The following is a 26,007-nucleotide window of genomic DNA, read 5'->3' on the forward strand; positions in this document are numbered from 1 at the left end:
TGGATGAAAAGACTTTACCGTTCAGAAAAAAACCGTAAAATCGCCGGCGTCGTCGGCGGTTTGGCGGAGTACGTCAATATGGATGCGTCGCTTTTGCGCATTATCACCGTTGTATTAGCGCTTGTCACGAGCGGAATCGTGCCGATTGTATATATTATCTGGTGTTTTGTTGTACCTTTAGAAGGAGATTTGAAATAAATGATCAAATGGGCAGTCAGCATTTTAGTAAATGCTTTATTATTAATCGTTATCACGGGATATTTTGATTCCGTCCATATCAGCAGTATCGGAGCGGCTGTCATCGCCAGTGTGATTCTTTCTGTGTTAAATGTGCTGATCAAGCCGATCATCGTCATATTGACATTGCCCGTCACGGTTGTGACCCTCGGCCTCTTTCTGTTTGTCATCAACGCCATTACGTTAATGATGACCGCAGCCTTGATGGGAGACAGCTTTCAGATTGATGGGTTCGGCACCGCCATTTGGGCATCCGTCGTGCTGTCCGTTTTCCACTTGCTGATCCAAAAAGGCATATTGGAGCCGCTTAGAAAAAGGTAAAAAACGAGCTGTCCCGAGAGGGCAGCTTTTTTATGTGTGATTTACATAAGCGGCAGCCTCCTGACGCAACATAATGTATAGGGAGGTAATGAGATGAAACTTGTGATGACGCTCTTTTTTCTGATTGGTTTGCTTTGTGTGAGTCCTTCTGCGGATGCGGCGCGCAAAGAATCGGCAATCCCCGTGAATCAGCAGGAATTCGGACAGCCGCCTCATTACATACCGCTTCTGGAGAATCCTCCCCAAATCGAAGTAAAGGCGGAAATGAAAAGAAACCTGTTCATACAGGCTCATGTACGGAATGCTGACTATCAAGCGTTTTCGGCGTTTCTTTTTTATAAACAAAGCAATGAGCTGGGGTTTAAAATGGTGCCGATGGAGCCCGCGCCAGGCGCAATCCGGCTGTTTACGGCCCAGATTTCAAAACGGGATATCTGGAATGGAGAATTGGAATATTACCTCGTTTTCACCAACGGCAGACAGCGGGCGGAATCGGAGAAAAAGCGGCTGAAGCTGGACGGCTATCAAGCCGATTTGAATCATATTCCCGAGCTGATGATTACGGAGCTTGCGGTTGATACGAAAAATGAAGACGGCGCTGATGCCTATGAATTTATCGAGGTGTATAACACGACGGACAGGCCCATTCATTTTAAAGACTACCATATCCGCTACCGCTATCCGAAGGAAGGGCCGGAATCAGACATGATATGGAGGCCGAAAGAAGATACCGTCATTCCGTCAGGCGGGACTTACGTGTTTTGGCTGAGGCGCGCCGCATCAGAACTGACGATAGATGATTTCAACCGCTATTACGGGACACCCCTGAAGGAGGGAAAACATCTCGCCGTCATCGAAGGGACGGACGGAATGTCCAACGGCCGCCCGCGTACGGTGGTGCTGTCGGCAAATACCGGCAAGGATATCGCCTCGGCGCAATACCGGAAACACGCTTTCCGCCGGCTGACTTCTTTGCTGTACAAATATCCGCTGAACGGAACGGGAGAATTGCTGAAGATCTCCACGAGCGAGCATAAGCCGTCACCGGGCTCCGTTTTTCAGGCGCAGATCCCGCAGCAGAAAAGGGTGATAAAACCCGACAAGGAAAAACCGGTCATCGAAGACCTTACAGACAGAAAGCCAGTCCGGCCCGCTGAAAGCATTGAATTAAAGGCTGACATAAAAGACAAAAACCTTGTCAAAACAGCCGCGTTTTATTACCGGACCAATGAGAAAAAACCATTCAAACGAATTCTGGCCGAAAAAGACCGCAACGACAGCTTATACCATCACATTCTTTATTCCCCGGAACTGCTCGGCCAGGATCAGCTTGAGTATTATATCGCAGCCAGTGATGGAGAAAATGAAGCAAAAACGCCCGTCAAGATGATTGACATTGAACAGACGAGCAAATCACACGGACTCAGAATGAATGTTGAACCCGAAGATACGATATCCGGCACCTATCTGCTCAAAGCGACTTCCGACGTCAGCGCCGATAAGATCAAGCTGTGGATTGACGGCAAGCGGCAGGAGACCCGGCCGGCGCTGGAAAAAGAGGTCTATTTCGCCTTCGATGCCCGGAAAACGAATCTTTATTTTCAAAACACCGTCATAATGGAAAATGAGGTGCTGCACATTTTTGACGATCCGTCTCACCGCTTCAGAACGCACTCGGTTCTCCTTCCGGAACGTCTGCTGCAAAAAGGGGGCAAAACGCAGAAAGTATCTATCCGTTCGGGCTCAAAGGTTTCTCCGTATGACACGGGAGAGAATCGGGATGATTTTGTCGTGAAACATGCCCGTCTGGTGCTTTCGGACGGAACGGTGATCAAAGACGGGAAGACGGATCCGGCTGAGCAGCTCTTTATCGGTGACGGCAGGCGGGCGAATCAGCAGAAGACCTTCTCATTCAGCCTGCCGGATCATTTGTTTACGTCACGGCTGCTGCCGTGGAACACGGCGAAGCTTTCTGAAGGCTATCACCATATTTTTGTTAGCGACGGTGAGGAGCAGCTGAGCCAATCTGTGCGGGTGGACAATACGGGGCCGAAGATTGTCCCGGGTATCAAAGAAGGCGCGGCGCTGAAAGGTAATGTTGAGCTGAATGCGGACATCCGTGACAAATGGAGCAAAGTGGAAGAGGTCAAAGCGTTTTTGGACGGAGAAAGCATTACGCTCCCGCATCACACGTCATCAGCCGATCTCAAGCCCGGAAAACATACCCTTACTATCATTGCGGCAGACCTTGCCGGAAATGAAACAACGTCCGTCCGCACCTTCCATATCAAACGGGAGGAGCCGAACCAGCCGGAGCTTGCCGATCAAAAAATCGGCGCCCACAAAGCAAAGCTGTCCGTCCGGGTAAAAGACCCGACGAAGGATGACATGAATGTATCATTTTATCGCGGCTTCCGTTATACCGCGCGGAATCCGGGCAGCGTGAAAGTGTATAAACACGCCTCATTAACGGAACCGCCGAGGGGCATAAAAGAAAATGAAATGCCGTTTACCCTGCCGGAAATGAACCGCATCTCGGCAAATGACGGAAAAACCGTTTCGGCGGAAAGTATGGAGCGTTTTCCTTATCACCGGTTCGAAGTCTCCGTTGACCCGTCTATCGACGAAACGGATCTGGCCGAGGCGGTCTGGAAAGGAAGCTCTCTCCCTGGCCGAAAGGTAACCATGTATATTTGGAATTACCGGACAAGCCGCTGGCAGGAGGCGGACAGCGTTCTTGCCAAAGATAAAAAGCCGTTTACATTAAAAGCCGCCGTTTCCGCAGCGGATGTGGTGAAAAACTCAAAAATGAATGTCATCGTGCAGGATCAAATACCGGCGAAAGGCAATTACACGTTTGTCTGGATGTCGGATACACAGTATTACGCACAAGGGCACCCGCACATTTTTGACAAAATGACGGAGTGGATCAAAGAAAATAAGGAAAAGCACAATATTAAATATGTCTTTCATACCGGTGATATCGTCGATGATTCAATGGTGATGAAACAGTGGAAAAACGCCGATCACTCCATGCGGACGCTTGACAAGGCGGGGATTCCGTACGGAGTGCTTGCAGGCAATCACGACGTCGGCCATAAAGACGGCACATACCGAACATTCGGGGATTTCTTCGGGAGCCGCCGGTTTGAACAGAACATGCATTACGGCGGATCATACAAAAATAACCGCGGGCATTATGATCTGCTGTCGGCAAGCGGGAACGATTTTATTATGATTTATATGGGCTGGGGCATTGCGGAACAAGAGATTGACTGGATCAATCAAGTGCTAAAGCGGTATCCGGACCGAACCGCCATCTTATGCTTTCATGAGTACTTGCTTGTGAGCGGAAATCGAAGCCCGATCGGGGAAACGATCTATCGAAAAGTCGTCAAGCCGAATCGCAATGTGGCGATGGTATTAAGCGGCCATTACCATAACGCCATGAAAAAAACCGATGCGCTTGACGATGACGGAGACGGAAAACCGGACCGCCTCGTTCACCAAATTCTGACCGACTACCAGGACGGTCCGGAAGGGGGGCAGGGCTTTATGCGCATGATGCAATTCGATCAGGCCGCCAATCAGGTTCACATGTTCTCCTACTCGCCGTACACGGATGACATCAATTACTATGACACCGATCTGTTCGCTGATAAAGACGAATTCTCAGCAGAAATGGATTTACAGCCGAAGAGGAAAAGGGTAGCGACCGATTATTTTGAATGCAACGTCTATACGAACGAACTGCTCGGTCATAAAAAACACGTAAAAAGCGGAAAAACCGCAAATTGGGTCTGGGACGGCCTGCAGCCTGATTCCGTTTATTACTGGTACACCGTTGTTAAGGACCCGTACAACGGCAAAACAATATCACCGTTGTGGATGTTCAAAACGGGAAATACGCCGTATCGCCCGGCTCCGGATCAGTTTGATTTCAGGCATGCCTCAAACCCATAACGAAAACATACAGCCTGCTGATCGCTCAGAAGAAAATCTGACGGTCAGCAGGATTTTTTCTGTGCGTAAATGGCGGCGCCCTGCTGTGATAAGTGCTTTTGACTTTTTTATGTCCCTTTTCTATACTAAAATCGATTGGTTTTCGTAATATGCAGGAGGAAACATAATGAACAGTAAAACCGGGACAAAAGAAAGAATTATTCAAACCTCTGCATATCTTTTTCAGATTCAGGGATACCATGCGACTGGTTTGAATCAAATTATAAAAGAGAGCGGAGCACCCAGGGGGTCTGTGTATCATCACTTTCCAAACGGAAAAGCAGAACTCGCCATTGCGGCGATCAAACATACGGGAAGATGCGTTGAAAAGCAAATACAGAATAGTATGTCTCAATTCGCGGACCCTATAGAAGCGATTCAGCACTTTATTCATGTAACGGCTGAACAGTTTAATGATCCGCAGAATATTGAGGGCGTGCCGGTTGGATTGCTGGCGGGTGAGACCGCTCTGATCAATGAAACGTTAAGATGCACATGTGTTGAGGTGTTCAAGAAGTGGACGGATGTGTTTGCGGCAAAATTTCTTGAGCATGGGTTTGAACAAGAGGAAGCGGAGAAGCTCGGGGTGACAATCAACTCGATGATTGAAGGCGCAATCATGTTTTCACTGGCTCATAAAAACAAAGAACCGCTGCTGCTGATTTCAAAGCAGGTTCCGTATATTGTCCAAAACAGAGGGTAGCATTTTATTACTCTTTTCTTTATAAAAATAGATACCAGAACCCCAGCCTCTCCGTTTTGACAGAGTCATAGAGAACATTCACCGGCTTGATTTGAAAATGGCAGATCAAAAAAACATCTCCAACCCGTAACGGTTGGAGATGTTTCATTTCACCCTGTCCATATAGTGCACGAATGTGTAGCGGTCGCCTCTGTAGGCGGATTTGACGTGCTCAAAGGCAGTGCCGTCCTGCAGATAAGTGGTCCGCTTGATATAGAGGACGGGGGCGCCGGGCTGGATACCGAGCAGCTCAGCTTCTTCCTCGGAAGCGGCTCCCGGTTCAAGCTCTTGTTTTGCCCGTGAGATCGGCATCTGATTGTACGCTTCAATATGCTCATACATGGATGATTGAAAATGGGAGGCGTCCAGTTTTCCCGCCTTGTCAAACGGGATGTACGAGGCTTCAATCGCCATCGGGATATCATTCGCCAGCCGGACGCGGATGATTTTATGAAGCGTTGCCGGATAGCCGCATCCCAGGATAGAAGATAATTCTTCCGTCGCCTGAATCAGCTGGTATTCGGCAAGTCTGCTCCCCGGCTTCATGCCCCGGCTTCTCATATCTTCCGTAAAGCTTGTCAGCCCTTGAAGCGGCTGTTCCATCTTCAGTTTGCTGACGAACGTTCCCCGGCCTTTCTGCCTGTATAAAAATCCTTCATTCACCAGATTGGAAAGCGCCTGGCGCACCGTCATTCGGCTGATGCCGAATTGTTCGGCGTATTCCCGCTCCGACGGAAGCAGCGCATCCGCTTCCAGCTCGCCGTTTTTGATTTGTGTTTTTAATTGTTCCATAATCTGAAAGTAAATCGGAATCGGAGATTGTTTATCAATCTGCATAGGTCAAATCCTTTCAATCGCCGCCCGCAGCCTTTTCATCAATCAAGACCGTCACATCCGGATGCGCGTGCAGGGCGGAGGCGGGGAATGCTTCGCTGATGCGCCCGTCCAGAAGCTGCTTCACCGCTTGGGCCTTGCTTTTTCCGGATGCCATGATCAAAATCCGTTTGCCGGACAAAATCGTCCCGATCCCCATTGTCAGGGCTTTTACAGGGACTTGATCAATTGACGGAAAGTACCGCGCATTCGCCTGTCTTGTCTCTTCATTCAGCTCAACGACATGGGTTCGGGATTCAAATGGCGTCCCGGGTTCATTAAAACCGATATGGCCGTTGTGTCCGATGCCTAAAAGCTGTATATCCGCTCCGCCGAGTGTTTGAATCAATCGGTCATATCGTCCGCATTCGGCATCAAGATCGTCTGCCCGTCCGTCAGGGAGAAAGTGGCGGTCCTTTCGGCTGTCGATATGTGCAAAAAAATGTGTATTCATATAATAATGATAGCTGTTTTTGTCCTCGGGAGAAAGCCCGGCGTATTCATCAAGGTTGATCGTCGTGACATTCCGGAATGACAAGTCTTCTGAGCGGTGCATCCGCACAAGTTCTTTGTATACGCCTTCAGGAGTGCCTCCCGTCGCAAGGCCGAGAACGGCATCCGGCTTTTGTTTCACTGTTTCAGCGATAATCGATGCGGCTTTTTCACTTAATTCTTCATAATGTCTGCATGTGATAACGTTCATGTCCAATCAGCCTCCCTTGAGATATATGCGGTGTTTCCGCGGCAAATCGTTGCCAGCACGCCGCACTGTCCGTCCGTCAGAACAACGTCGGCGTCTTTTCCTTCGGCGATGCTTCCTTTACGGTCGAATATGCCGAGGCGGCGGGCCGCATTTGCCGATGTCATATTTGCTATATCCGGCCATGAGCAGTTTGTAAACCTGCGCATGAGCGCCGCGCCTTCATTCATTTTTAAAATGGAACCGGCCAGCGTCCCGTCAGAGAGAAGCGCCGTGTCCCCGCGAACGGTGACTTTTTGTCCGCCGAATTCGTATTCTCCGTCCTTAAGCCCTTTTGCCCGCATGGAGTCTGTTATCATGATCAGGTTTTTGCTTCCTTTCGCCAAATAGGCAAGCTTAACGGCCAAAGGATGGGAATGAATGCCGTCAGTGATCAGCTCCGCCGTGATGCGGCCGCAGGCGAGAGCCGTACCGATGCCCCCCGGCTCACGATGATGAAAGGAGCTCATGGCATTGAAGAGGTGCGTCATATGCACCGCCCCGGCATCCGCCGCTTTTTGTAAAAGCTCGGCTCCCGCGTCTGTGTGTCCCATTGACGGGATGATGTTTTGGTCTTTTAAATAACGGATCAGGCTGAAATCAGGATCTTCTTCCGGCGCAAGCGTCACGATTTTGATCAGCCCTCCCGAGAGCCGCTCCCATTTCTGAAAGAGCCCGGCATCAGCAGGAGTAATCCATTGTTTCGGCTGTGCTCCCGCCTTTCTCGGAGAGACAAACGGTCCTTCTAAATGAATGCCGATCAACTCAGCGCCTTTTTGGGCCTGCGGTGAGGAAGACGCCCATTTTTTGGCGTTGACGAGCGCTTTTTCAATGTTTTCGTGCTGTTGTGTGATCGTTGTCGCTAAAAAAGAGGTTGTTCCTTCTTCGGGCAGCCGGGCGGACATTGTATCAAGAGCTGCAACATCAGCATCCATCGTATCCGCGCCGTATCCGCCGTGAATATGAATATCAATCATTCCGGGAAGCGCATACGAACCCGCGGGCGCCTTCCATTCCTTCTCATACGTTTCTTGCGGTCTTGTTTTCCCCGCGTAAGAAATGATGCCGTCCTTTATACCGAGAAAACCGTTTCGGATGATTTCTTCTTCTGTTACGATGTCCGCACCGCTGATTAACAAGCTTTCAGCCACTTTAAAACACGCCTTTCTGGTTAGTTGTTAGTTTTATTTTACTCCTTTTCAGACTAGTTATCTAGACCAGTTATGCCGGAATTGTATAAATCTGTTTTGGTTCAGACAGTAAAGTGATAAAATATAACTGTTCAAAGCTCGGAACATCCCAGAACAGGAGGAACATATCTTGGCAAAGGTTCGGACCAAAGACGTAATGGAGCAGTTCCATTTAGAATTGATCAGCGGAGAAGAAGGGATTAACCGCCCGATTACGATGAGTGATTTATCACGGCCCGGTATTGAAATCGCCGGTTATTTTACATATTACCCGAGAGAACGGGTGCAGCTTTTAGGAAAAACGGAGCTGTCATTTTTCGATCAGCTTCCCGAGGAAGATAAGAAACAGCGGATGAAATCGCTGTGCACCGATGTGACGCCGGCTATCATACTTTCCAGAGATATGCCGATCCCGCCGGAGCTTGTAGAAGCTTCCGAGCAAAACGGCGTGCCTGTGCTCAGATCCCCTCTGAAAACAACCAGGCTGTCAAGCAGGCTGACGAATTTTCTTGAGAGCCGTCTCGCGCCGACAACGGCCATTCACGGCGTGCTTGTGGATATATACGGCGTCGGCGTGCTCATTACGGGAAAAAGCGGCGTCGGTAAAAGTGAAACGGCGCTGGAGCTTGTCAAACGAGGCCATCGTCTTGTCGCGGATGACTGCGTTGAAATCAGGCAGGAGGATCAGGATACCCTTGTCGGGAACGCGCCTGATCTGATTGAGCATCTGCTCGAAATCAGGGGTCTCGGCATTATAAATGTCATGACGCTGTTCGGAGCGGGCGCCGTCAGAAGCAATAAAAGAATTACAATCGTCATGGACCTTGAGCTTTGGGAGCAAGGGAAGCAATACGACCGTCTCGGACTTGAAGAAGAAAAAATGAAAATCATTGATACGGAAATTACAAAACTGACCATTCCAGTCCGCCCTGGGCGAAATCTCGCCGTTATTATCGAAGTTGCGGCGATGAACTTCAGATTGAAGCGGATGGGCTTAAATGCTGCCGAGCAATTTACGAATAAGCTGGCGGATGTCATTGAAGACGGCGAACAAGACGAATAGGAGTTGGCAATAATATGAACGAAGCAGGAACACCAATCAATCCGATTGCCTTGCAGCTCGGGCCTTTATCCGTGCACTGGTACGGGATCATTATCGGCGCGGGTGCGTTATTAGGGCTTTGGATGGCCATGAGGGAGAGTGAAAAGCGGGGGCTGAAAAAGGACATTTTTATTGATCTTGTTCTTTTCGCCATCCCGATCGCAATCATTTGCGCACGGGCATACTATGTGCTTTTCGAGTGGAGCTATTACTCGGAACACCCCGGGGAAATCATTAAAACCTGGAAAGGCGGCATCGCGATTCACGGCGGATTGATCGGCGCGATCGCGACGGGAATCGTCTTTTCAAAAGTAAGAGGCATCTCATTCTGGAAGCTGGCGGATATTGCCGCGCCGAGTATTCTGCTCGGCCAGGCCATCGGGCGCTGGGGAAACTTTATCAACCAGGAGGCTCACGGTGAAGCGGTCAGCCGGTCATTTTTGGAAAGTCTGCATCTTCCGGATTTCATCATTAATCAGATGTACATAGACGGACAATATTATCACCCGACGTTTTTGTATGAATCGCTGTGGAGTTTTGCGGGCGTCGTGATTCTGCTTCTGCTCCGCCGCGTGAACCTGCGCAGGGGCAATCTGTTTTTGACGTATGTGATCTGGTATTCGATCGGCAGATACTTTATTGAGGGAATGCGGACGGACAGCCTGATGCTTACGAGCCAGCTTCGGATCGCGCAGGTCATTTCCATTGTGCTGATTGTACTTGCGATTATTTTAATGATTTTCAGACGCATGAAGGGGTATGCCGATAAGCGGTATGCTGATACGGACTGACGCCTGAAATCGGAAAGGACATAAGATGACTGATAAACGTGTAACCGCCATTTTATTTGATCTCGACGGCACGCTGATTGACACGAATGAACTGATTATCGCTTCTTACCTTCATACGCTTGATCATTATTGCCCGGGGCAGTTTAAAAGGGAAGATGTGCTTCCATTTATCGGCCCGCCTCTGTATGAAACGTTTTCAGGCATTAATGCTGAAAAGTGCGATGAGATGATCTGCATGTACAGAGCATTCAACCATGAAAAGCACGATGAACTCGTCACGGAGTACGAAACGGTTTATGAAACGCTGGATGAATTGAAAAAAGCGGGCTATCAGCTTGGTATTGTCACCACAAAGCTGAGGGATACAGTCAATATGGGATTGAAGCTGACAGGCATCGGGGCGTTTTTCGATACTGTCGTCACGCTTGATGATGTTAAGCACCCGAAGCCTGACCCCGAACCTGTGCGGCTTGCTCTCAGCCGGCTTGGGTGCGATCCGTCGGAAGCCATAATGGTCGGTGACAATTATCACGATGTCATGGCGGGAAAAAACGCCGGCACGAAAACAGCCGGCGTCGCGTGGACGATTAAAGGCGCACAGACGCTTTCCGCCTATGAACCCGATTATATGCTCGAGAAAATGAGTGATTTATTGCACATCACCGGAGTGAAGTAATCCGTGAGAAAAACAGACCGCCATCCGGTTTCAGGTGCAAATTCATTGTGGCATGTTTATCAGACGGTTCCCTTTCTGAAGGTGATGAAAAATTTCATCATCATTCAGATCGCAAGGTATACGCCGTTTTTAAGCGTGAAAAACTGGCTGTACCGAACCTTTTTGAAAATGAATGTCGGAAAACAGACGTCATTCGCGCTGATGGTGATGCCGGATATCATGTTTCCCGAAAAAATCACTGTCGGAAAAAACAGCATCATCGGCTACAATACGACGATTTTGGCTCATGAATATTTAATACATGAGTACCGGACCGGTTTTGTCACAATCGGTGACGAGGTGATGATCGGGGCAAACACAACTATTCTGCCCGGCGTCACCATCGGGAGCGGAGCCGTTGTATCAGCCGGCACACTGGTGCACAAAGATGTCCCGGCCGGGGCGTTTGTCGGAGGAAATCCGATGCAGGTGATCTATACGGACGAAGAAATGAAAAAACGAATGGAAAACCCCGCTGATTAACGTCAGCGGGGTTTTTTTATGACTTGATCACAATGGCCTGGCTGCCCATCTGCTTCCAGGCTTTTTCGAATTCAGTCCGGTCTGTTTTTCTGTTTTTATAGCCGTAAGGATCATTGACGTATACATAATCGTGATCATAACCGGTGACGGCTACGCTATGCATGCTGAACGTAATGTCGATCTTTCCGTTCGGCGTATTCCAAGTCTGCATATTATCAACCGGCTTAAAGGATGTGGTGGTAATCACCCAGACCGGCCGCCCTTTTTCAAGCTGGCGGTACACTGAAGAAATGTCTTTTCCTGTCAGGTCATATACTTTGTTTCCCGCATATTCTTTGGCAAGTTTATCAATCGGCTCATGATAAACGCCTAAACCCGGGCCGTTTTCCATATCTCCGGCAAATCCTTCATTCGGATCTCCCTTCAGCCCGCTGCTGTATGTGAGCGGAACTTTATTGATTTTATCCGCCAATGTATTTTTTGATACATGATATCCGGCATTGTTCAAAATCATAGCAAGGCTTGTCACCTCACAGCCATTGTACAGTCTGGGAGAATCCATCTGTCTGTACAGAACGACATTCAGCGGTGACGCGCTCCCTTTTAACGGTGTTTTCTCATCAGGCTCGTCGGACTGCTGATTAAAAAAATTCAAATGAATATCGTTTGTATAGATGTTATACCCGAGATAGACAAGGATGGCTGTCAGAATCAGCACACATAATGTTCCAAGCGTCTTCATTATTACTCTCCCTTGTTTCTGATGAAGCTATTCTATGTATTATAGCACTTCTGCTCAATATGATTCGATCGTTCCGATATGTTTACAGGTTTGTTCATTCTTTAGCCATGTTTATGGAAAAGAATAGGCGGACATTGGGCGTTGCAATTCATTCTTTTATCTGCTAACATATTATCATATTAGCGAACTAAAGGATTCGGAATTTTCCTTCAGACAAAGCGGAGGTGTAAAAGGCAAATGTTTATGTTTGAGAAACCGCATGGCATGAGAGATACGCTGCCCGGTTTATACGAAGCCAAGAAAAAAGTCCGTTCCACACTGACGGATTTAATTGATAAATGGGGTTATCAGTTTATGGAGACGCCGACCCTTGAATTTTATGAAACAGTAGGCGTCCAGTCAGCCATTGAAGAACAGCAGCTGTTTAAGCTTCTCGATCAGGACGGGAAAACGCTTGTGCTTCGGCCTGATATGACCGGACCGATTGCCAGGGTGGCGGCGTCTAAGCTGCACAAACACAATCATCCGCTCAGAGCGGGGTACGCGGCAAGCGTCTATCGCGCTCAAGAGCGGGAAGGCGGACGTCCGGCCGAATTCGAACAGGTCGGCGCGGAGCTGATCGGCGACGGATCAACAAGCGCGGACGCCGAGGTGATTGCGCTGGCGGCCGGCGCTTTGAAAAACGCGGGATTGCACCGGTTTAAAATCGCGATCGGCCATGCCGGACTCGCTGATGAGCTGTTTGTCGAGGTTCTGGGCAATGCTGAGCGGGCGGATGTTCTGCGGCGCTTTCTCTTTGAAAAGAATTACGTGGGATACAGGGAACATGTCAAATCGCTTCCGCTCTCTTCAATAGACAAAAGCCGGCTGCTCGCACTTCTGGAATTGCGAGGCGGGAAAGAGATCTGCGCCAAGGCGGAGGAGATCATCGGCATCTCCGGACAAAGCTTGATTCAGGAGCTGGAAGACCTGTGGGACATTCTTGAGGATTACGGATGTGCCGAGCATATTCGCCTTGATCTGAATATGGTAAGCCATATGAGTTATTACACGGGAATTTTATTCGAAGTGTATGCGGCAAATGTCGGTTTTGTCATCGGAAGCGGCGGACGCTATAACAATCTTCTCGGCCATTTCGGCAGTCCCGCTCCCGCCACGGGTTTCGGGCTCCGTATCGACAGGCTGATTGAAGCGCTCGGTATCCAGGAAGAAACTAGTGAAGCGGACGCCGTGATTTTCAGCAAGGAGCAGCGGGCGCAGGCCATTTTATTCGCGGAGGAAGAAAGGGCGAGAGGCAGAAAAGTCGTCCTGCAGGATCTGGCGGGCATTGAAAATATCGATCATATGACAAAATCATTTGCAAACGTCACATACTTTATCGGTGCCAGAAAGGAAGAGCAGAATGGATAAGGTACTCACAATGGCAATGCCAAAAGGACGGATATTCGAAGAAGCGGCCGGGTTGCTGCGGCAGGCCGGGTACAGGCTGCCCGAGGAGTTTGAAGAATCGAGAAAGCTGATCATTGACGTTCCTGAAGAAAATCTCCGCTTTATTCTGGCAAAGCCGATGGATGTGACGACTTATGTCGAGCATGGCGTCGCTGATGCCGGTATTGCCGGAAAGGATGTCATGCTTGAGGAAGAGCGTGACGTGTATGAGGTGCTCGATCTGAAAATCAGCAAATGCCATCTCGCCGTTGCGGGGCTTCCCGGAGCGGATTGGAACGGAGTCGCTCCGAGGATTGCGACGAAATATCCGAATGTTGCGTCAAGTTATTTCAGAGAGCAGGGCGAGCAGGTGGAAATCATTAAGCTGAACGGTTCGATTGAATTGGCGCCTTTAATCGGGCTTGCTGACAGAATCGTAGATATCGTATCAACCGGGCGGACATTAAAAGAAAACGGTCTCGTTGAATCAGAACATATTTGTGACATCACATCGCGTTTTATCGTCAATCCGGTCAGCTACCGCATGAAGGATGATGTAATCGACGAAATGGCGGCCAGGCTGGCCAGGGTTGTGGAAGGAGAAACGGCACAATGAAAATAACCGCAGTAAAAAGAAGCGAGCGGTTCTCACTGAAGCGTTCCATCGACAGCGGAACCGAAGAGCAGCGGAAAACCGTCAGGGGGATTATTGAAGACGTCAGACAAAACGGTGACAAAGCCGTTTTGGCCTATACAAAAACATTTGACGGCATCAGCCTGAGCCAAATGGCCGTGAGTGCAGAGGAAGTCACCGAGGCGTACCGTCTGCTTGATGATCAGCTGCTGGAAGTGATCAGACAGGCGATTGCCAATATTAAAGAATATCACGAACGCCAGCTGCAATCCTCGTGGTTTTACCATCGCAAAGACGGCTCGATGCTCGGGCAGAAAATAACGGCGCTCGATTCCGCGGGCGTATACGTGCCGGGCGGGACGGCCGCTTATCCGTCTTCCGTTTTAATGAATGTCATCCCCGCTCTCGCTGCGGGAGTGGAACGGATCGTTCTCGTCAGTCCTCCGGGAAAAGACGGCCGCCTTTCACCGGGCGTTCTGGCGGCGGCGTCTGAGCTCGGCATAAAGGAAATTTACAAAGCGGGAGGCGCGCAGGCGATTGCCGCGCTCGCTTACGGAACCGAAACGATACAGCCTGTTGATAAGATCACGGGTCCCGGCAATATATTTGTAGCACTCGCGAAGCGCGAAGTCTTCGGCGTTGTGGATATTGACATGATTGCCGGGCCCAGTGAAATCGTGGTCCTTGCAGACGATACGGCGGTGCCCAAAGAAGTCGCTGCTGACCTGCTTTCACAGGCAGAACACGATACGCTCAGCTCAAGCGTGCTTGTCACCGACTCACGGAAGCTTGCCGAAGCGGTATCAGATGAGGTGAATAAACAGCTTCAGACGCTGCCGCGCAAAGAAATCGCCGAAGCGTCGATCAAGGATCACGGCCGCATTTATATTACGGAATCGATGGAAGATGCGGTGGACACGGTGAATGCGCTGGCACCCGAGCATTTAGAAATCATGACGCATTCGCCGGAGGCTTTGCTTGGAAGCATCAGACACGCGGGGGCGATTTTCTTAGGGCGATACAGCGCTGAACCGGTCGGCGATTATTTTGCCGGACCGAATCACGTTTTGCCGACAAACGGAACGGCGCGGTTTTCAAGCCCGTTGAATGTAACAGATTTTCAAAAGAAATCGAGCATCATCTCATACAGCCGGAAGGCATTTGAAACGCACGCGGACAGCATTTCCGCCTTCGCGAGACTGGAAGGGCTTGAAGCGCACGCAAGATCGATTGAAGCGAGAAACGGAGGAATGACCGATGAGAAAAGCGGAACGCGCCAGAACAACAAATGAGACCGATATTAAGCTGGCTTTCGAAATAGACGGAGAAGGAAAAGCCGACATCAGCACGGATGTGCCGTTTATGACTCATATGCTTGATTTGTTCACAAAGCACGGGCAATTCAATTTAACTGTTGACGCAAAAGGTGATACGGAGATAGATGATCACCATACGACTGAAGATATCGGCATCTGTTTAGGGCAGGCTTTTTTGGAGGCGCTCGGTAATAAAAAAGGGATCAAACGGTACGGATCAGCGCTAGTACCGATGGACGAAGCGCTCGCCCAAGTCGCCGTAGACCTGAGCAATCGGCCGCACCTTGAGATGCGCGCTGCATTTCCGCAAGCGAAAGTCGGAACGTTTGATACCGAGCTGGTACATGAATTCCTATGGAAACTGGCGCTGGAAGCGAGAATGAATCTGCACGTCATCGTTCATTACGGCACGAATACCCATCATATGATAGAAGCCGTGTTTAAGGCGCTTGGCAGAGCGCTTGATGAAGCGTCATCCATTGATCCCCGCGTCAAGGGTGTGCCGTCTACGAAAGGAATGCTGTAAATGATCGGTGTAATTGATTACGGTATGGGCAATTTATTCAGCGTATCGAAGGCGCTGGAACGCGTCGGTGTCCCGTATGTCGTATCAGACCGGCCGGAAGAGCTTGAAAAAGCGGATGCTTTTATTCTCCCCGGTGTCGGATCATTCAGTGACGCCATGGACAATTTGCGCAGCGCGAAGCTTGATCAATTCATACACCGTATGGTTGACGAGGGTAAGCTGCTCCTCGGCATCTGCCTCGGCATGCAGCTCATTTTCGAAGAAAGCACCGAAAACGGCTCTGCAAAAGGACTCGGTTTATTAGCCGGAAAAGCTGTGAGACTCAAAGACAGAGATGCCGAAGGAAACAAGCTGAAGGTGCCGCATATGGGCTGGAACCGGCTGACGTTTCACCAAACATCTCCTTTGCTTTCGGAAGCGGAAGAAGGCTTCGTTTACTTTGTCCATTCCTATTATATAGACGGGATGGAAGACGGAGATCTTCTGGCAAGCGCTGAGTACGGCGTTCGTGTTCCGGCGGTCGTCGGGAAACGCAATGTCTTCGGTGCACAGTTTCACCCGGAAAAAAGCGGTACGGCCGGAATGGCGATCTTAACGCAATTTACAAAAATGGCAGCGGAACAGAAGGTGAAGAAATGAACGCTTTTACATTATATCCGGCAATCGATATGAGAAACGGCAAATGCGTCCGCCTCATCCAAGGCGATTACGGCAAGGAAACGATATACGGTGACTCTCCTTTAGACATGGCGGCGCAATTTGCACAAGAAGGCGCCGAATGGATTCATCTCGTGGATCTTGACGGCGCGAAAGCAGGCAGGAAAGTAAACGACAGGCATGTTCTTGACATTGCGCGGCAGCTTGATGTCAAAGTCGAGATCGGCGGCGGGATCCGTTCTGAAGCGGATGTGTACGGTTATTTATCACAAGGTGTTGATCGCGTCATTCTCGGCAGCTCGGCCGTTTCCGATCCGGCATTTGTGAAGAGCATGCTGAAACAATACGGCGGCAAAATCGCGATCGGCCTTGATGCAAGGAACGGATATGTCTCGACGGAAGGCTGGCTGGAAACATCCTCGGTAAGAGCGGCCGATCTGGGCCGTGAATTGGCGGCCGAAGGAGCGGAAACCTTCATTTTCACGGATATTGCAACTGACGGCATGCTGTCAGGACCGAACATCGAAAGCACCGTTCAGCTCGCAAAAGCAACGGGAAAAACCGTCATCGCTTCAGGCGGAGTCAGCTCAGTCGCCGACCTCAAAGCACTGGCCCGCTTCAAAGACGCCGGCGTATCGGGAGCGATTATCGGAAAAGCGCTGTATACAAAACAATTTACATTGGCTGAAGCGCTCAGCGGGGTGAAGGACGCATGATCACGAAACGAATCATTCCGTGTCTCGATGTGAAAGAAGGCCGCGTCGTCAAAGGCATTCAATTTCTCGGACTGAAAGATGCGGGCGATCCTGTCGAGCTGGCCGAAGCCTACGACAGGGAGGGTGCTGACGAACTTGTTTTTCTCGACATTTCCGCCTCTCACGAAGGCCGCAAGACGATGACAGACGTCGTAGAACAGGTTGCGGCAAAACTGGCGATTCCGTTTACGGTCGGCGGCGGAATTAATCAATTAAGCGATATGAAACGAATGCTTCGCGCCGGCGCTGATAAAGTATCCGTTAATACAGCGGCCGTCCTCCGCCCCGAGCTGATTACGGAAGGAGCGGATTTTTTCGGCTCGCAATGCATCGTCGCGGCGATTGACGCAAAGTATGATGAAGATTCGGATTGCTATAAAGTGTACACACACGGCGGCAGAAAGAAAACCGAGTGGGAAGTCACGGCCTGGGCAAAAGAAGCCGTCAGCCGGGGAGCGGGTGAAATCCTGCTGACAAGCATGGACGCAGACGGTGAGAAAACAGGCTTTAATCATACGCTCACACAGCTTGTCACACGTGCCGTCCCGGTGCCTGTCATTGCGTCAGGGGGAGCCGGCAGCGCGCGCCATATGCTTGAAGCCTTCACGATCGGTGAAGCGGACGCCGCGCTTGCAGCTTCCATTTTCCATTACAAAGAGACATCTATAAAAGAAGTGAAAGATTATATGAAGAAACACGGGGTGAATGTGAGATGAAACGGGCAGATGAACTGCGGTTTGACGAGGCCGGACTGATTCCCGCCATCGTGCAGGATGCGGCAAGCAAAGAAGTACTGACACTGGCTTATATGAATCGTGAATCCTACGAAAAAACGATAGAAACGAAAGAAACCTGGTTTTACAGCCGTTCACGCGGGGAGCTGTGGCATAAAGGAGCGACGTCGGGGAATACCCAAAAGGTGAAAGCCATCCGCTATGATTGCGATCAAGATGCTCTTGTCGTGCTTGCGGAGCCTTCAGGACCCGCATGCCATAAGGGAAGCTACAGCTGCTTTTCTCCGGAAAAAGCGGATGCGCAGGATCGTTTCGGCATCTTAAATGAACTGGAAAGCGTAATCGCCAAACGGCAGGCGGAGATGCCTGACGGAGCCTACACAACGTATCTGTTTCGGGAAGGCGTCGATAAAATCCTCAAAAAAGTCGGCGAAGAAGCCGCAGAGGTTATTATCGCCGCGAAAAACCGGGACCATGAAGAATTAAAATGGGAAGCGGCGGATTTGCTGTATCATTTGCTCGTTCTTCTGCGTGAGCAGTCGCTTCCTTTGGACGATGTGCTTGACGTTCTTGCAAAACGCCATTCAGCATCTGAGTAAAACAAACCTCACGGAGAGATCCGTGAGGTTTTTAATCTGTCAAACTTAAACATTCAATTAAATATTCCTTATTTCCGCAACCGGAGGCAGATGAATTTGATAATATTGACTAATAGAGTTTATTTTGGTTTTTGTCAAAAATATACGTTTTGTTCATATTCCGTTCATGCACATCCGTTATAGTATAAACAGTGATATAGGAGGAAAACATATGCCGAATAAACAACCAAAACCTAAAGGGAAATTCAGCTCATTCTTTTCATTAGTCAAAAAAACAAAACCATCATACGGTATGCTGGCCTTCGCGCTGTCTCTCAGTATTGTGACAACGCTTGTCAGCCTGCTGATTCCGCTGTTGACAAAGCAGCTCGTTGACGGCTTTTCCATGTCGTCGCTGTCAGGCGTGCAAATCGGAATCATCGCAGCCGTGTTTATCGTACAGGCCGCATTAAGCGCCTACGCCACCTACGCCCTGAACTACAGCGGCCAGAAAATCATCTCGGGACTGCGTGATTTGTTGTGGCAGAAATTAATTAAACTGCCCGTCTCTTATTTTGACAAAAACGCCACGGGAGAAACGATCAGCCGTGTCACCAATGACACAATGGTGGTAAAAGAGCTGATCACAAACAATATCAGCGGATTTATTACCGGAATCATTTCCGTTATCGGGTCACTGACGATCTTATTTTTCATGAACTGGAAGCTCACATTGCTCGTGCTGATCGTCGTGCCGCTGGCTGCGGTGATTTTAGTGCCGATCGGCCGGAAAATGTTTAAAATTTCTCGGGAAACACAGGATGAAACGGCGAGATTCACCGGATTATTAAACCACATCCTCCCGGAAATCAGGCTTGTAAAAGCGTCAAACGCTGAAGAAGCGGAATACGGACGCGGAAAAGCAGGCATTATGGCGCTCTTTAAACTCGGGCTGCGTGAAGCGAAGGTGCAGTCGCTCGTAGGCCCGCTTATTACACTTGTATTAATGGCGGCGCTGGTCGCTGTCATCGGGTACGGCGGGATGCAGGTGTCATCCGGTGAATTGACAGCCGGCGCACTCGTTGCCTTTATCCTGTATTTGTTTCAGATCATTATGCCGATGGGCCAGATCACTTCATTTTTCACACAGCTTCAAAAATCCGTCGGCGCAACGGAACGGATGATTCATATTCTTGCAGAAAAAGAAGAAGATATCCAAACCGGAAAAGCCATTGAAAACGCAGATCAGCCGATTAAGCTTGAACAAGTCTCATTCGGCTACAAAACAGATCAAACCATCTTAAAAGACATTACGGCTACGATTGAAGCCGGCAAAGTCACCGCGATCGTCGGACCGAGCGGCGGCGGAAAAACAACGTTATTTAAGCTGCTTGAACGATTCTACAATCCGACTGCGGGCAGCATCCTGCTCGGAAATGAACCGATTGATGCGTATTCCCTTGAGTCATGGCGGGAGCATATCGGCTACGTGTCGCAAGAAAGCCCGTTAATGTCAGGCACCATCCGCGACAATATCTGCTACGGATTAAAACGCGAGGTGACCGATGAGGAACTGAGGCAAGCGGCTGACATGGCCTACGCTCTGCAATTTATTGAAGACTTACCGAAGAAATTTGAAACAGAGGTCGGTGAGCGGGGAATTATGCTGTCAGGCGGACAGCGCCAGCGCATCGCCATTGCCAGAGCGCTCCTTCGCAACCCGAGCATTCTGATGCTTGATGAAGCGACATCAAGTCTGGACAGCCAATCTGAAAAATGGGTGCAGCAGGCGCTGGAAGTTCTAATGGAAGGCCGCACCACCATCGTGATTGCCCACCGTTTATCCACGGTTGTGGATGCAGATCAGCTTCTCTTTGTCGAACAGGGTGAAATCACCGGACGGGGCACACACCATGAATTAATGGCATCCCATTCGCTGTACCGCGATTTTGCGGAGCAGCAGCTGAAGCTGAATGCCGACTTAGAAAACAAAGCTGTGTAAAGCAAGACTTTATGAATCAAAAGCAGCTGAAAAAGCTGCTTTTTATTTTGCAGCCGGAGTTCTGTTCATACGGGTGTACGGTCGGTAACGATGAAGAGCCAAGCCATAAGCGTGTATGCCGGTACAGGAGACAATGAAAAAATTCGGTTTATAGACATCATGTCGATTCATGAAAAGAAAAAAGCAGAAGGAGGGATTTTCATGGCTGTCATATTGGTTGCGGATGATGACCGCCATATCCGTGAGCTTGTCCGCCTTATGATGGAGCAGAGCGGTTTTGACGTCGCAGAAGCGGAAGACGGGGAAGCGGCGGTGCGGCTGATCGAATCAGCACCTATAGATCTCATCATACTGGATGTGATGATGCCGAAAATGGACGGGTTTGAAGTCAGCGAAGCCGTCCGCAGCTTTACGGACATTCCGATTTTGATGCTGACGGCAAAAGGCGAAACGCTGGACAAAGTGCAAGGTTTTACTTCCGGAGCGGATGATTATCTCGTCAAACCGTTTGAGCCGCTTGAGCTGGAAGCAAGGGTCAAAGCATTGCTGAAACGGTACCGGATCACCGCTGAAAAACTGCTGACCATCGGAACGGTCACATTAGATAAGCAATCCCGCACTGTAACGCGCGGCGGCGGAGCGGGATTGACATTGCCCCGGCGGGAATTTGAGCTTTTATTTAAGCTCGCCGGTTATCCGAATAAGACGTTTTCAAGAGAACAATTAATAGAAGATATTTGGGGCTTTGATTATGAAGGTGACGAGCGTACCGTTGATGTGCATATTAAAAGGCTGAGAGAACGGTTTCCGGAAAAAGACTATCCGTTTGCCATCCATACGGTGCGGGGGCTCGGGTATCGGTTTGTGGTGACAGGATGAAACGGATCTTCAGAACGGCTGGAAAAATCATCATCCTTCTCACCGTCACCGCATTCTTATGGCTGGCGGCTCACCTGATTGTTCAGGGATTCGGTCTCATATGGCCGATTTTGCTTGTGCCGTACGCCGAGCAGATTCTGACGCTTTGGCTTGTTTTCGGCCTGCTGTTCGTAACAATGTTTATTTTTTCAAAGTCAGCACGTGAAAGGCATCATGCGATCTGGGATTCGCTGACCGCCACGATCAAGCAAATGTCGAGCGGCAACTTCACAGCGGCCGCTTCCCGGAAAATGGAGAAGATTGAGCGGAACCATCCCGTGACGAAATTGGCTGATGAACTGTCGACACTCGCCGCGGAACTGAGTGAAATGGAAAAACTGAAACAAGAATTTATTTCGAACGTTTCCCATGAAATCCAAACCCCGCTCACTTCATTAAAGGGCTACGCGCATCTTCTGAAAAAACCGGATTTATCATATGAGGAGCGGGGGCGCTACTTACACATCATCGAAACAGAAACAGAACGATTATCAAAAATCAGTGAAAATCTGCTGAAGCTCACTGCGCTCGAACGCCAAACCGAACCGATACAAAAAAAACCGTTCCGCATTGACAAACAGCTGCGGCGCACCATATTGACCTGTGAGCCTGAGTGGTCCGCCAAACAGATTGAGTTTCTCATTGATTTACAGGAGTCGTATGTGTACGGAGATGAAGCGCTGCTCAGCCAAGTATGGATGAATCTGATTCACAATGCCGTAAAATTTACCGGTGAAGGCGGCCGCATTTCCGTTAAAATTGCAGATCTGCCGGGAGCGGCGGCTGTCGAAATCGCCGACGACGGAATCGGAATGGAGCCTGAACAGGCGGAGCGTGTATTTGAACGGTTTTATAAAGCGGATAAGGCGAGAAACGCAGGGGGAAGCGGGCTCGGCCTGTCCATCGCCCAAAAAATCGCGGAGCTGCACGGCGGTTCGATAGAGGTTGAGAGCAAGCGCGGCGAAGGAACCCTTTTCCGCGTCATTCTTCCAGCCGAGCCTCGTGAAAAAAACAGCTAAAATCTGGTCGAACCAGCCAGTAAAAAACGAAGTCGATCCTGTCTTTTGAACTATTGAGGTGAAACCGTTTTATGGTATACTACTGACGGTAATACGTATAAAACGGAGGATATTTGTGGGAAAACACACTTCTGAACAGAAAAAGCACGCGCAAATTGTCCAGCTGCTTCAGGATGGACAATATTTTTTTCATAAAGGCTTAAAAGCATATAAAGAGCGGAATTTAAAGCGGGCCAGCAAACTGATTCAGCGGGCCGTCCACCTCGAGCCGAATGATTCCGAAATGCTGTCCCGGCTGGCCGTCATTTATTCTGAAATGGGCCACTACCAGCAGTCAAATGAGCTGTTCGACTTTATTTTGGTGAACCTGAAAGAAGAAATGCCCGAGTGTCATTACTTTAAAGCGAATAATTTCGCGCATTTGGGGCTCTTTCAGGAAGCATACAAAGAAGCGGCGGCTTATTCAGATGCCGATCCGGACGGTGAATTCAGCGAAGAAATTGAAAATCTGATGGAGCTATTGGATTTCGGCGAAGCGGGTGAAAACGAATCGCTCTATGACCAGGATGAACTGCTGATCAGGCAGGATCGGGCAAAAACGCTTCTTGAGAGCGGCCAGCTTCATGAAGCGGTTGTCATGCTTGAAGAGATTACGGCCGATTACCCCGAGCTTTGGTCTGCATACAACAACCTGGCGCTCGCTTACTTTTACTCAGGCAATGTCACAAAAGCGAAACAAACGGTATTCGAAGTGCTTGAGAAAAATGAAGGCAATCTCCATGCCCTGTGCAACCTCCTTGTATTCTGCTATTACGAGAGGGAAGATGAAAAAGTCGGAGAATTGAGCGGAAAACTCGCCAATGTGTATCCGATTTTATTCGAACAGCGCTATAAGCTGGGGGCGACGCTTGCGCTTGTCGGCAGACATGATCTCGGTTATAAATGGCTCCGTTCTCTTTACAAAAGCGGGTTTGAAGGCGACGAAACGTTTTATTACTGGCTTGCCGCTTCAGCCTACGGGACAGGCCGCACAGAATTTGCGGAAACCATTTGGAAAAAGGCCGAAGCCGAATTTCCCGAATCAGATCGGCCCGCGCCTTGGGCGGAGCGGCAGGAACCGCTGCCTGCTTCACTTGAACAGCGGCTTGCCGCCTATTATATCAGCAGCGCTGAAGGAGAGCGGAACCAGCTTGAAAAAGTTCTGACGGCAAAACGCGCCGTTTCACCGTTTGAACAAGATTTCGTCAGACTGCTGCTTTCCGGTGAAAAAGGCGCTTCAGGCGTTTCCGGTGATGCGTTGTTCACGTATCGGACGGTCAAGCTTCTGGAGAAAGCGGAAGCCGACAGTTTAAAAACTGACGTCATGAGCTGCTGGGTTTTTCACGTCATTCAGCACATCCGCGCCGCCGCTGCCGTACAGAATGAGCGGGCGTGGGCCGCAGCCATCGCATATGTATGGAAAGAAGCAAACGGCGAAAAAACGACGAAAAAAGAAACGGCCGCCGTTTACGGTATAACGCCGGCAACACTTTCGAAATACATCAGACAAATAGATGATATATTAGAATAAAACCGATTCTTTCTATATAAAGAGTCGGTTCTTTTTTTATCAGAAAGGGGCAAAACAGAACTTTACCGCCGAAAAAAGAGGTATTCATACGTATTTTTTTGCTTTTCGAATCGAAATCAGGCTGTAATCACCGTTTATTTTGCAAAATATGAGATTTGCAATCACATTGAAATATAACTGTAATAAAAATTGTCGAAACATGATGGTATAATGAGTCTCGTACATAAGAGATTAGTTTATTTTACATGTGCTGTATAATCTATACCAATTTAAAAGATTTAAAGATTCATACATAAAAATCATCAGCCTCACGGGTATGTGAGGGAGCGTAACTTTGATGTTCATAATAGAATTCCAAATGAGAACAGGTTTAAAGTAAAAGGGAGGAAAGAAAAAGTGAAAAAGAGTTTATTAACACTTGGTTTGGCTTCCGTCATCGGGACAAGCAGTTTTTTGATCCCGTTTACAAAAACTGCATCGGCGGAAACATTAGACAGCAAAAAAGCAAAAATTGAAAGCAAGCAATCTGAGGTGGCTTCAAGCCTTGAAGCAAAAGAAAGAGAATTGTCTAAGCTTCAGGACAAGCAGGCTAAGATTGAAAAAGAACTGAAAGACATTAACGCTAAAGCGTTGGATACAAGCAATAAAATCGAAGATAAAAAAGCTGAAAACGAAAAAACGAAAAAGCAGATCGCTGATTTGAAAAAAGAAATCAAAGAAACAGAAGCGCGTATTGAAAAACGCAATGAAATCCTGAAAAAACGCGTTCGTTCTTTACAGGAAAACGGCGGTTCTCAAGGATACATAGATGTTCTTTTAGGGGCGACAAGCTTCGGAGACTTCATTTCCCGTGCGACTGCGGTATCTTCTATCGTTGATGCGGATAAAGAGCTGATCAAACAGCAGGAGCAGGATAAAGCGAAACTCGAAGACGCAGAAGCTGAACTTAACGTGAAGCTGAAAAAAGTTCAAGATGATCTTGCGAAACTCGAGTCTATGCAAAAAGACCTGAACAAACAGCTTGATCAGAAAGACAAGCTTTTCGACGAAGCGAAAAACGGTCAGAAAAAAGCGGCTTCCGCTATCTCTGATCTGAAAAAAGAAGCATCAAAGCTTGCAAACGAAAAAGCTGACACTGAAAAAGAACAGAAGCGCATTAAAGCTGAGCAGGCTGCAGCGGCTGCCCTGATCAAAAAACAGGAAGAAGCGCAAAAAGCTTCTGAAGACCAAAACCAAAAAGATGACAGCCAGCCGGCACCGGCGGTTAAAACTGTGAAAAAAGCGGCTGTTTCAACATCATCTGATTCATCTGACAGCTCAAGCAAACCGAAGAGCACTTCAGGCGGATCATCTCATAACAGCGGCGGTTCAGATGATTCTGACGGCGGATCTGTTATTTCAAATTCAGGCGGTATTGAAGGCGCGATCAGCGTAGGATCAAGCCTTGTGGGTCAATCCCCGTACAAATTCGGCGGCGGACGCACTCAATCTGATATTAACAACCGTATTTTTGACTGCTCTTCATTCGTACGCTGGGCTTATGCTAACGCAGGCGTTAATCTCGGACCTGCAAGCGGCACAAACACAGATACATTAATCGGAAGAGGTAAGGCAGTAAGCGCGTCTGACATGAAACGCGGAGACTTAGTATTCTTCAACACGTATAAAACAAACGGCCACGTCGGCATCTACTTAGGTAACGGAACGTTCCTGAACGATAATACATCACACGGTGTATCCATTGATTCTATGAGCAACCCTTACTGGAAGAAAGCATTCAACGGCAATGTAAGACGTGTCGTGCAATAATGAATAAGACAAGGGCCTTCTATCCCGGAAGGCTCTTTCTTTATTTGTATACCCGCTCAGGAGCTGCCTAATCACGGTTTTTCAGAAAAATGAGCAAAAAAATAGCGAATTGCCTTCAGATTTA

General features: G+C 48.9%; 25 protein-coding genes. 21 read left to right on the plus strand and 4 right to left on the minus strand.

Features of this window, described 5'->3' with window-relative positions; all coding sequences use genetic code 11:
• The first annotated feature begins 3 nt into the window (after positions 1-3).
• The 4 genes from BGM27_RS12815 to BGM27_RS12830 all read left to right on the plus strand — a co-directional run bounded on the left by BGM27_RS12815 (position 4) and on the right by BGM27_RS12830 (position 5,263).
• Positions 4-198, plus strand: coding sequence for a PspC domain-containing protein (locus BGM27_RS12815; RefSeq protein ID WP_007407447.1), 195 nt, complete (start codon positions 4-6; stop codon positions 196-198).
• Positions 199-558, plus strand: a complete 360-nt coding sequence (locus BGM27_RS12820; RefSeq protein WP_020954333.1) for a phage holin family protein — start codon at positions 199-201, stop codon at positions 556-558.
• 93 nt (positions 559-651) lie between these two features.
• The gene (locus BGM27_RS12825) at positions 652-4,521 is read left to right on the plus strand and encodes a metallophosphoesterase (RefSeq protein WP_007407445.1); all 3,870 of its coding nucleotides are present in this window, start codon (positions 652-654) and stop codon (positions 4,519-4,521) included.
• Between the two features lie 166 nt (positions 4,522-4,687).
• Positions 4,688-5,263 carry a TetR/AcrR family transcriptional regulator gene (locus BGM27_RS12830; RefSeq protein WP_007407444.1) on the plus strand — a complete coding sequence of 192 codons (576 nt, stop codon included), beginning with the start codon at positions 4,688-4,690 and terminating at the stop codon, positions 5,261-5,263.
• Between the two features lie 144 nt (positions 5,264-5,407).
• On the opposite strand, the gene BGM27_RS12835 is transcribed toward BGM27_RS12830, so the two are convergent.
• From BGM27_RS12835 to nagA, 3 genes are read right to left on the minus strand one after another with little or no spacing between them, the layout of a single operon-like run.
• Positions 5,408-6,139: a GntR family transcriptional regulator gene (locus BGM27_RS12835; RefSeq protein ID WP_007407443.1), complete on the minus strand. Its 732-nt coding sequence runs from the start codon at positions 6,137-6,139 to the stop codon at positions 5,408-5,410.
• A 13-nt stretch (positions 6,140-6,152) separates the two neighbouring features.
• Positions 6,153-6,878, minus strand: coding sequence for a glucosamine-6-phosphate deaminase (gene nagB, locus BGM27_RS12840; protein WP_007407442.1), 726 nt, complete (start codon positions 6,876-6,878; stop codon positions 6,153-6,155).
• Positions 6,875-8,065 (minus strand): N-acetylglucosamine-6-phosphate deacetylase, encoded by a 1,191-nt coding sequence (nagA, locus tag BGM27_RS12845; RefSeq protein WP_007407441.1) that lies wholly within the window; start codon positions 8,063-8,065, stop codon positions 6,875-6,877. Before nagA ends, nagB begins: the two co-directional genes overlap by 4 nt.
• Before the next feature lie 169 nt (positions 8,066-8,234).
• Here nagA and hprK point away from each other — a divergent pair, with 169 nt between their 5' ends.
• Genes hprK through BGM27_RS12865 form a run of 4 tightly spaced genes read left to right on the plus strand, consistent with a single transcriptional unit; the run spans position 8,235 to position 11,195 of the window.
• Positions 8,235-9,167 (plus strand): HPr(Ser) kinase/phosphatase, encoded by a 933-nt coding sequence (gene hprK, locus BGM27_RS12850; RefSeq protein WP_003151456.1) that lies wholly within the window; start codon positions 8,235-8,237, stop codon positions 9,165-9,167.
• A gap of 14 nt (positions 9,168-9,181) precedes the next feature.
• Positions 9,182-9,997 (plus strand): prolipoprotein diacylglyceryl transferase, encoded by an 816-nt coding sequence (gene lgt / locus BGM27_RS12855; protein WP_007407440.1) that lies wholly within the window; start codon positions 9,182-9,184, stop codon positions 9,995-9,997.
• 25 nt (positions 9,998-10,022) lie between these two features.
• On the plus strand, positions 10,023-10,673 hold the full coding sequence (ppaX, locus tag BGM27_RS12860) for a pyrophosphatase PpaX (protein ID WP_007407439.1): 651 nt from the start codon (positions 10,023-10,025) through the stop codon (positions 10,671-10,673).
• Positions 10,674-10,676: 3 nt separating this feature from the next.
• A complete protein-coding gene (locus tag BGM27_RS12865; protein ID WP_007407438.1) occupies positions 10,677-11,195 on the plus strand; it encodes an acyltransferase in 519 nt (172 codons plus the stop codon).
• A 16-nt stretch (positions 11,196-11,211) separates the two neighbouring features.
• Here BGM27_RS12865 and BGM27_RS12870 read toward each other — a convergent pair whose 3' ends face one another.
• The gene (locus tag BGM27_RS12870; protein WP_007407437.1) at positions 11,212-11,937 is read right to left on the minus strand and encodes a C39 family peptidase; all 726 of its coding nucleotides are present in this window, start codon (positions 11,935-11,937) and stop codon (positions 11,212-11,214) included.
• Positions 11,938-12,174: 237 nt separating this feature from the next.
• On the opposite strand from BGM27_RS12870, the gene BGM27_RS12875 reads away from it, so the two are divergent.
• The 13 genes from BGM27_RS12875 to cwlO all read left to right on the plus strand — a co-directional run bounded on the left by BGM27_RS12875 (position 12,175) and on the right by cwlO (position 25,883).
• A complete protein-coding gene (locus BGM27_RS12875) occupies positions 12,175-13,347 on the plus strand; it encodes an ATP phosphoribosyltransferase regulatory subunit (protein WP_007407436.1) in 1,173 nt (390 codons plus the stop codon).
• Positions 13,340-13,981 carry an ATP phosphoribosyltransferase gene (gene hisG, locus BGM27_RS12880; protein ID WP_007407435.1) on the plus strand — a complete coding sequence of 214 codons (642 nt, stop codon included), beginning with the start codon at positions 13,340-13,342 and terminating at the stop codon, positions 13,979-13,981. The genes BGM27_RS12875 and hisG overlap by 8 nt, the downstream gene beginning before the upstream one ends.
• On the plus strand, positions 13,978-15,291 hold the full coding sequence (gene hisD, locus BGM27_RS12885) for a histidinol dehydrogenase (RefSeq protein ID WP_007407434.1): 1,314 nt from the start codon (positions 13,978-13,980) through the stop codon (positions 15,289-15,291). The genes hisG and hisD overlap by 4 nt, the downstream gene beginning before the upstream one ends.
• Positions 15,257-15,841, plus strand: coding sequence for an imidazoleglycerol-phosphate dehydratase HisB (gene hisB / locus BGM27_RS12890; protein ID WP_007407433.1), 585 nt, complete (start codon positions 15,257-15,259; stop codon positions 15,839-15,841). The genes hisD and hisB overlap by 35 nt, the downstream gene beginning before the upstream one ends.
• Complete coding sequence (hisH, locus tag BGM27_RS12895; protein WP_007407432.1) at positions 15,842-16,480, plus strand: imidazole glycerol phosphate synthase subunit HisH; 639 nt, start codon at positions 15,842-15,844, stop codon at positions 16,478-16,480.
• Positions 16,477-17,214 carry a 1-(5-phosphoribosyl)-5-[(5-phosphoribosylamino)methylideneamino]imidazole-4-carboxamide isomerase gene (hisA, locus tag BGM27_RS12900; protein ID WP_007407431.1) on the plus strand — a complete coding sequence of 246 codons (738 nt, stop codon included), beginning with the start codon at positions 16,477-16,479 and terminating at the stop codon, positions 17,212-17,214. The genes hisH and hisA overlap by 4 nt, the downstream gene beginning before the upstream one ends.
• Positions 17,211-17,969: an imidazole glycerol phosphate synthase subunit HisF gene (gene hisF / locus BGM27_RS12905; RefSeq protein WP_007407430.1), complete on the plus strand. Its 759-nt coding sequence runs from the start codon at positions 17,211-17,213 to the stop codon at positions 17,967-17,969. The genes hisA and hisF overlap by 4 nt, the downstream gene beginning before the upstream one ends.
• Positions 17,966-18,586, plus strand: coding sequence for a bifunctional phosphoribosyl-AMP cyclohydrolase/phosphoribosyl-ATP diphosphatase HisIE (hisIE, locus tag BGM27_RS12910; protein ID WP_007407429.1), 621 nt, complete (start codon positions 17,966-17,968; stop codon positions 18,584-18,586). The genes hisF and hisIE overlap by 4 nt, the downstream gene beginning before the upstream one ends.
• Positions 18,587-18,797: 211 nt before the next feature.
• On the plus strand, positions 18,798-20,567 hold the full coding sequence (locus BGM27_RS12915; RefSeq protein WP_007407428.1) for an ABC transporter ATP-binding protein: 1,770 nt from the start codon (positions 18,798-18,800) through the stop codon (positions 20,565-20,567).
• A gap of 201 nt (positions 20,568-20,768) precedes the next feature.
• Positions 20,769-21,446: a response regulator transcription factor gene (locus BGM27_RS12920; RefSeq protein WP_012118540.1), complete on the plus strand. Its 678-nt coding sequence runs from the start codon at positions 20,769-20,771 to the stop codon at positions 21,444-21,446.
• The gene (locus tag BGM27_RS12925) at positions 21,443-22,504 is read left to right on the plus strand and encodes a sensor histidine kinase (RefSeq protein ID WP_007407426.1); all 1,062 of its coding nucleotides are present in this window, start codon (positions 21,443-21,445) and stop codon (positions 22,502-22,504) included. The genes BGM27_RS12920 and BGM27_RS12925 overlap by 4 nt, the downstream gene beginning before the upstream one ends.
• A 115-nt stretch (positions 22,505-22,619) precedes the next feature.
• Entirely contained in the window at positions 22,620-24,074 is a 1,455-nt protein-coding gene (locus BGM27_RS12930; RefSeq protein WP_007407425.1) for a tetratricopeptide repeat protein, read from the plus strand.
• Between the two features lie 396 nt (positions 24,075-24,470).
• Positions 24,471-25,883: a peptidoglycan DL-endopeptidase CwlO gene (cwlO, locus tag BGM27_RS12935; RefSeq protein ID WP_007407424.1), complete on the plus strand. Its 1,413-nt coding sequence runs from the start codon at positions 24,471-24,473 to the stop codon at positions 25,881-25,883.
• Positions 25,884-26,007 lie beyond the last annotated feature (124 nt).

Origin of the sequence: Bacillus sp. FJAT-27001 (assembly GCF_019039175.1) — a bacterium.
GTDB classification, from domain to species: domain Bacteria; phylum Bacillota; class Bacilli; order Bacillales; family Bacillaceae; genus Bacillus; species Bacillus velezensis.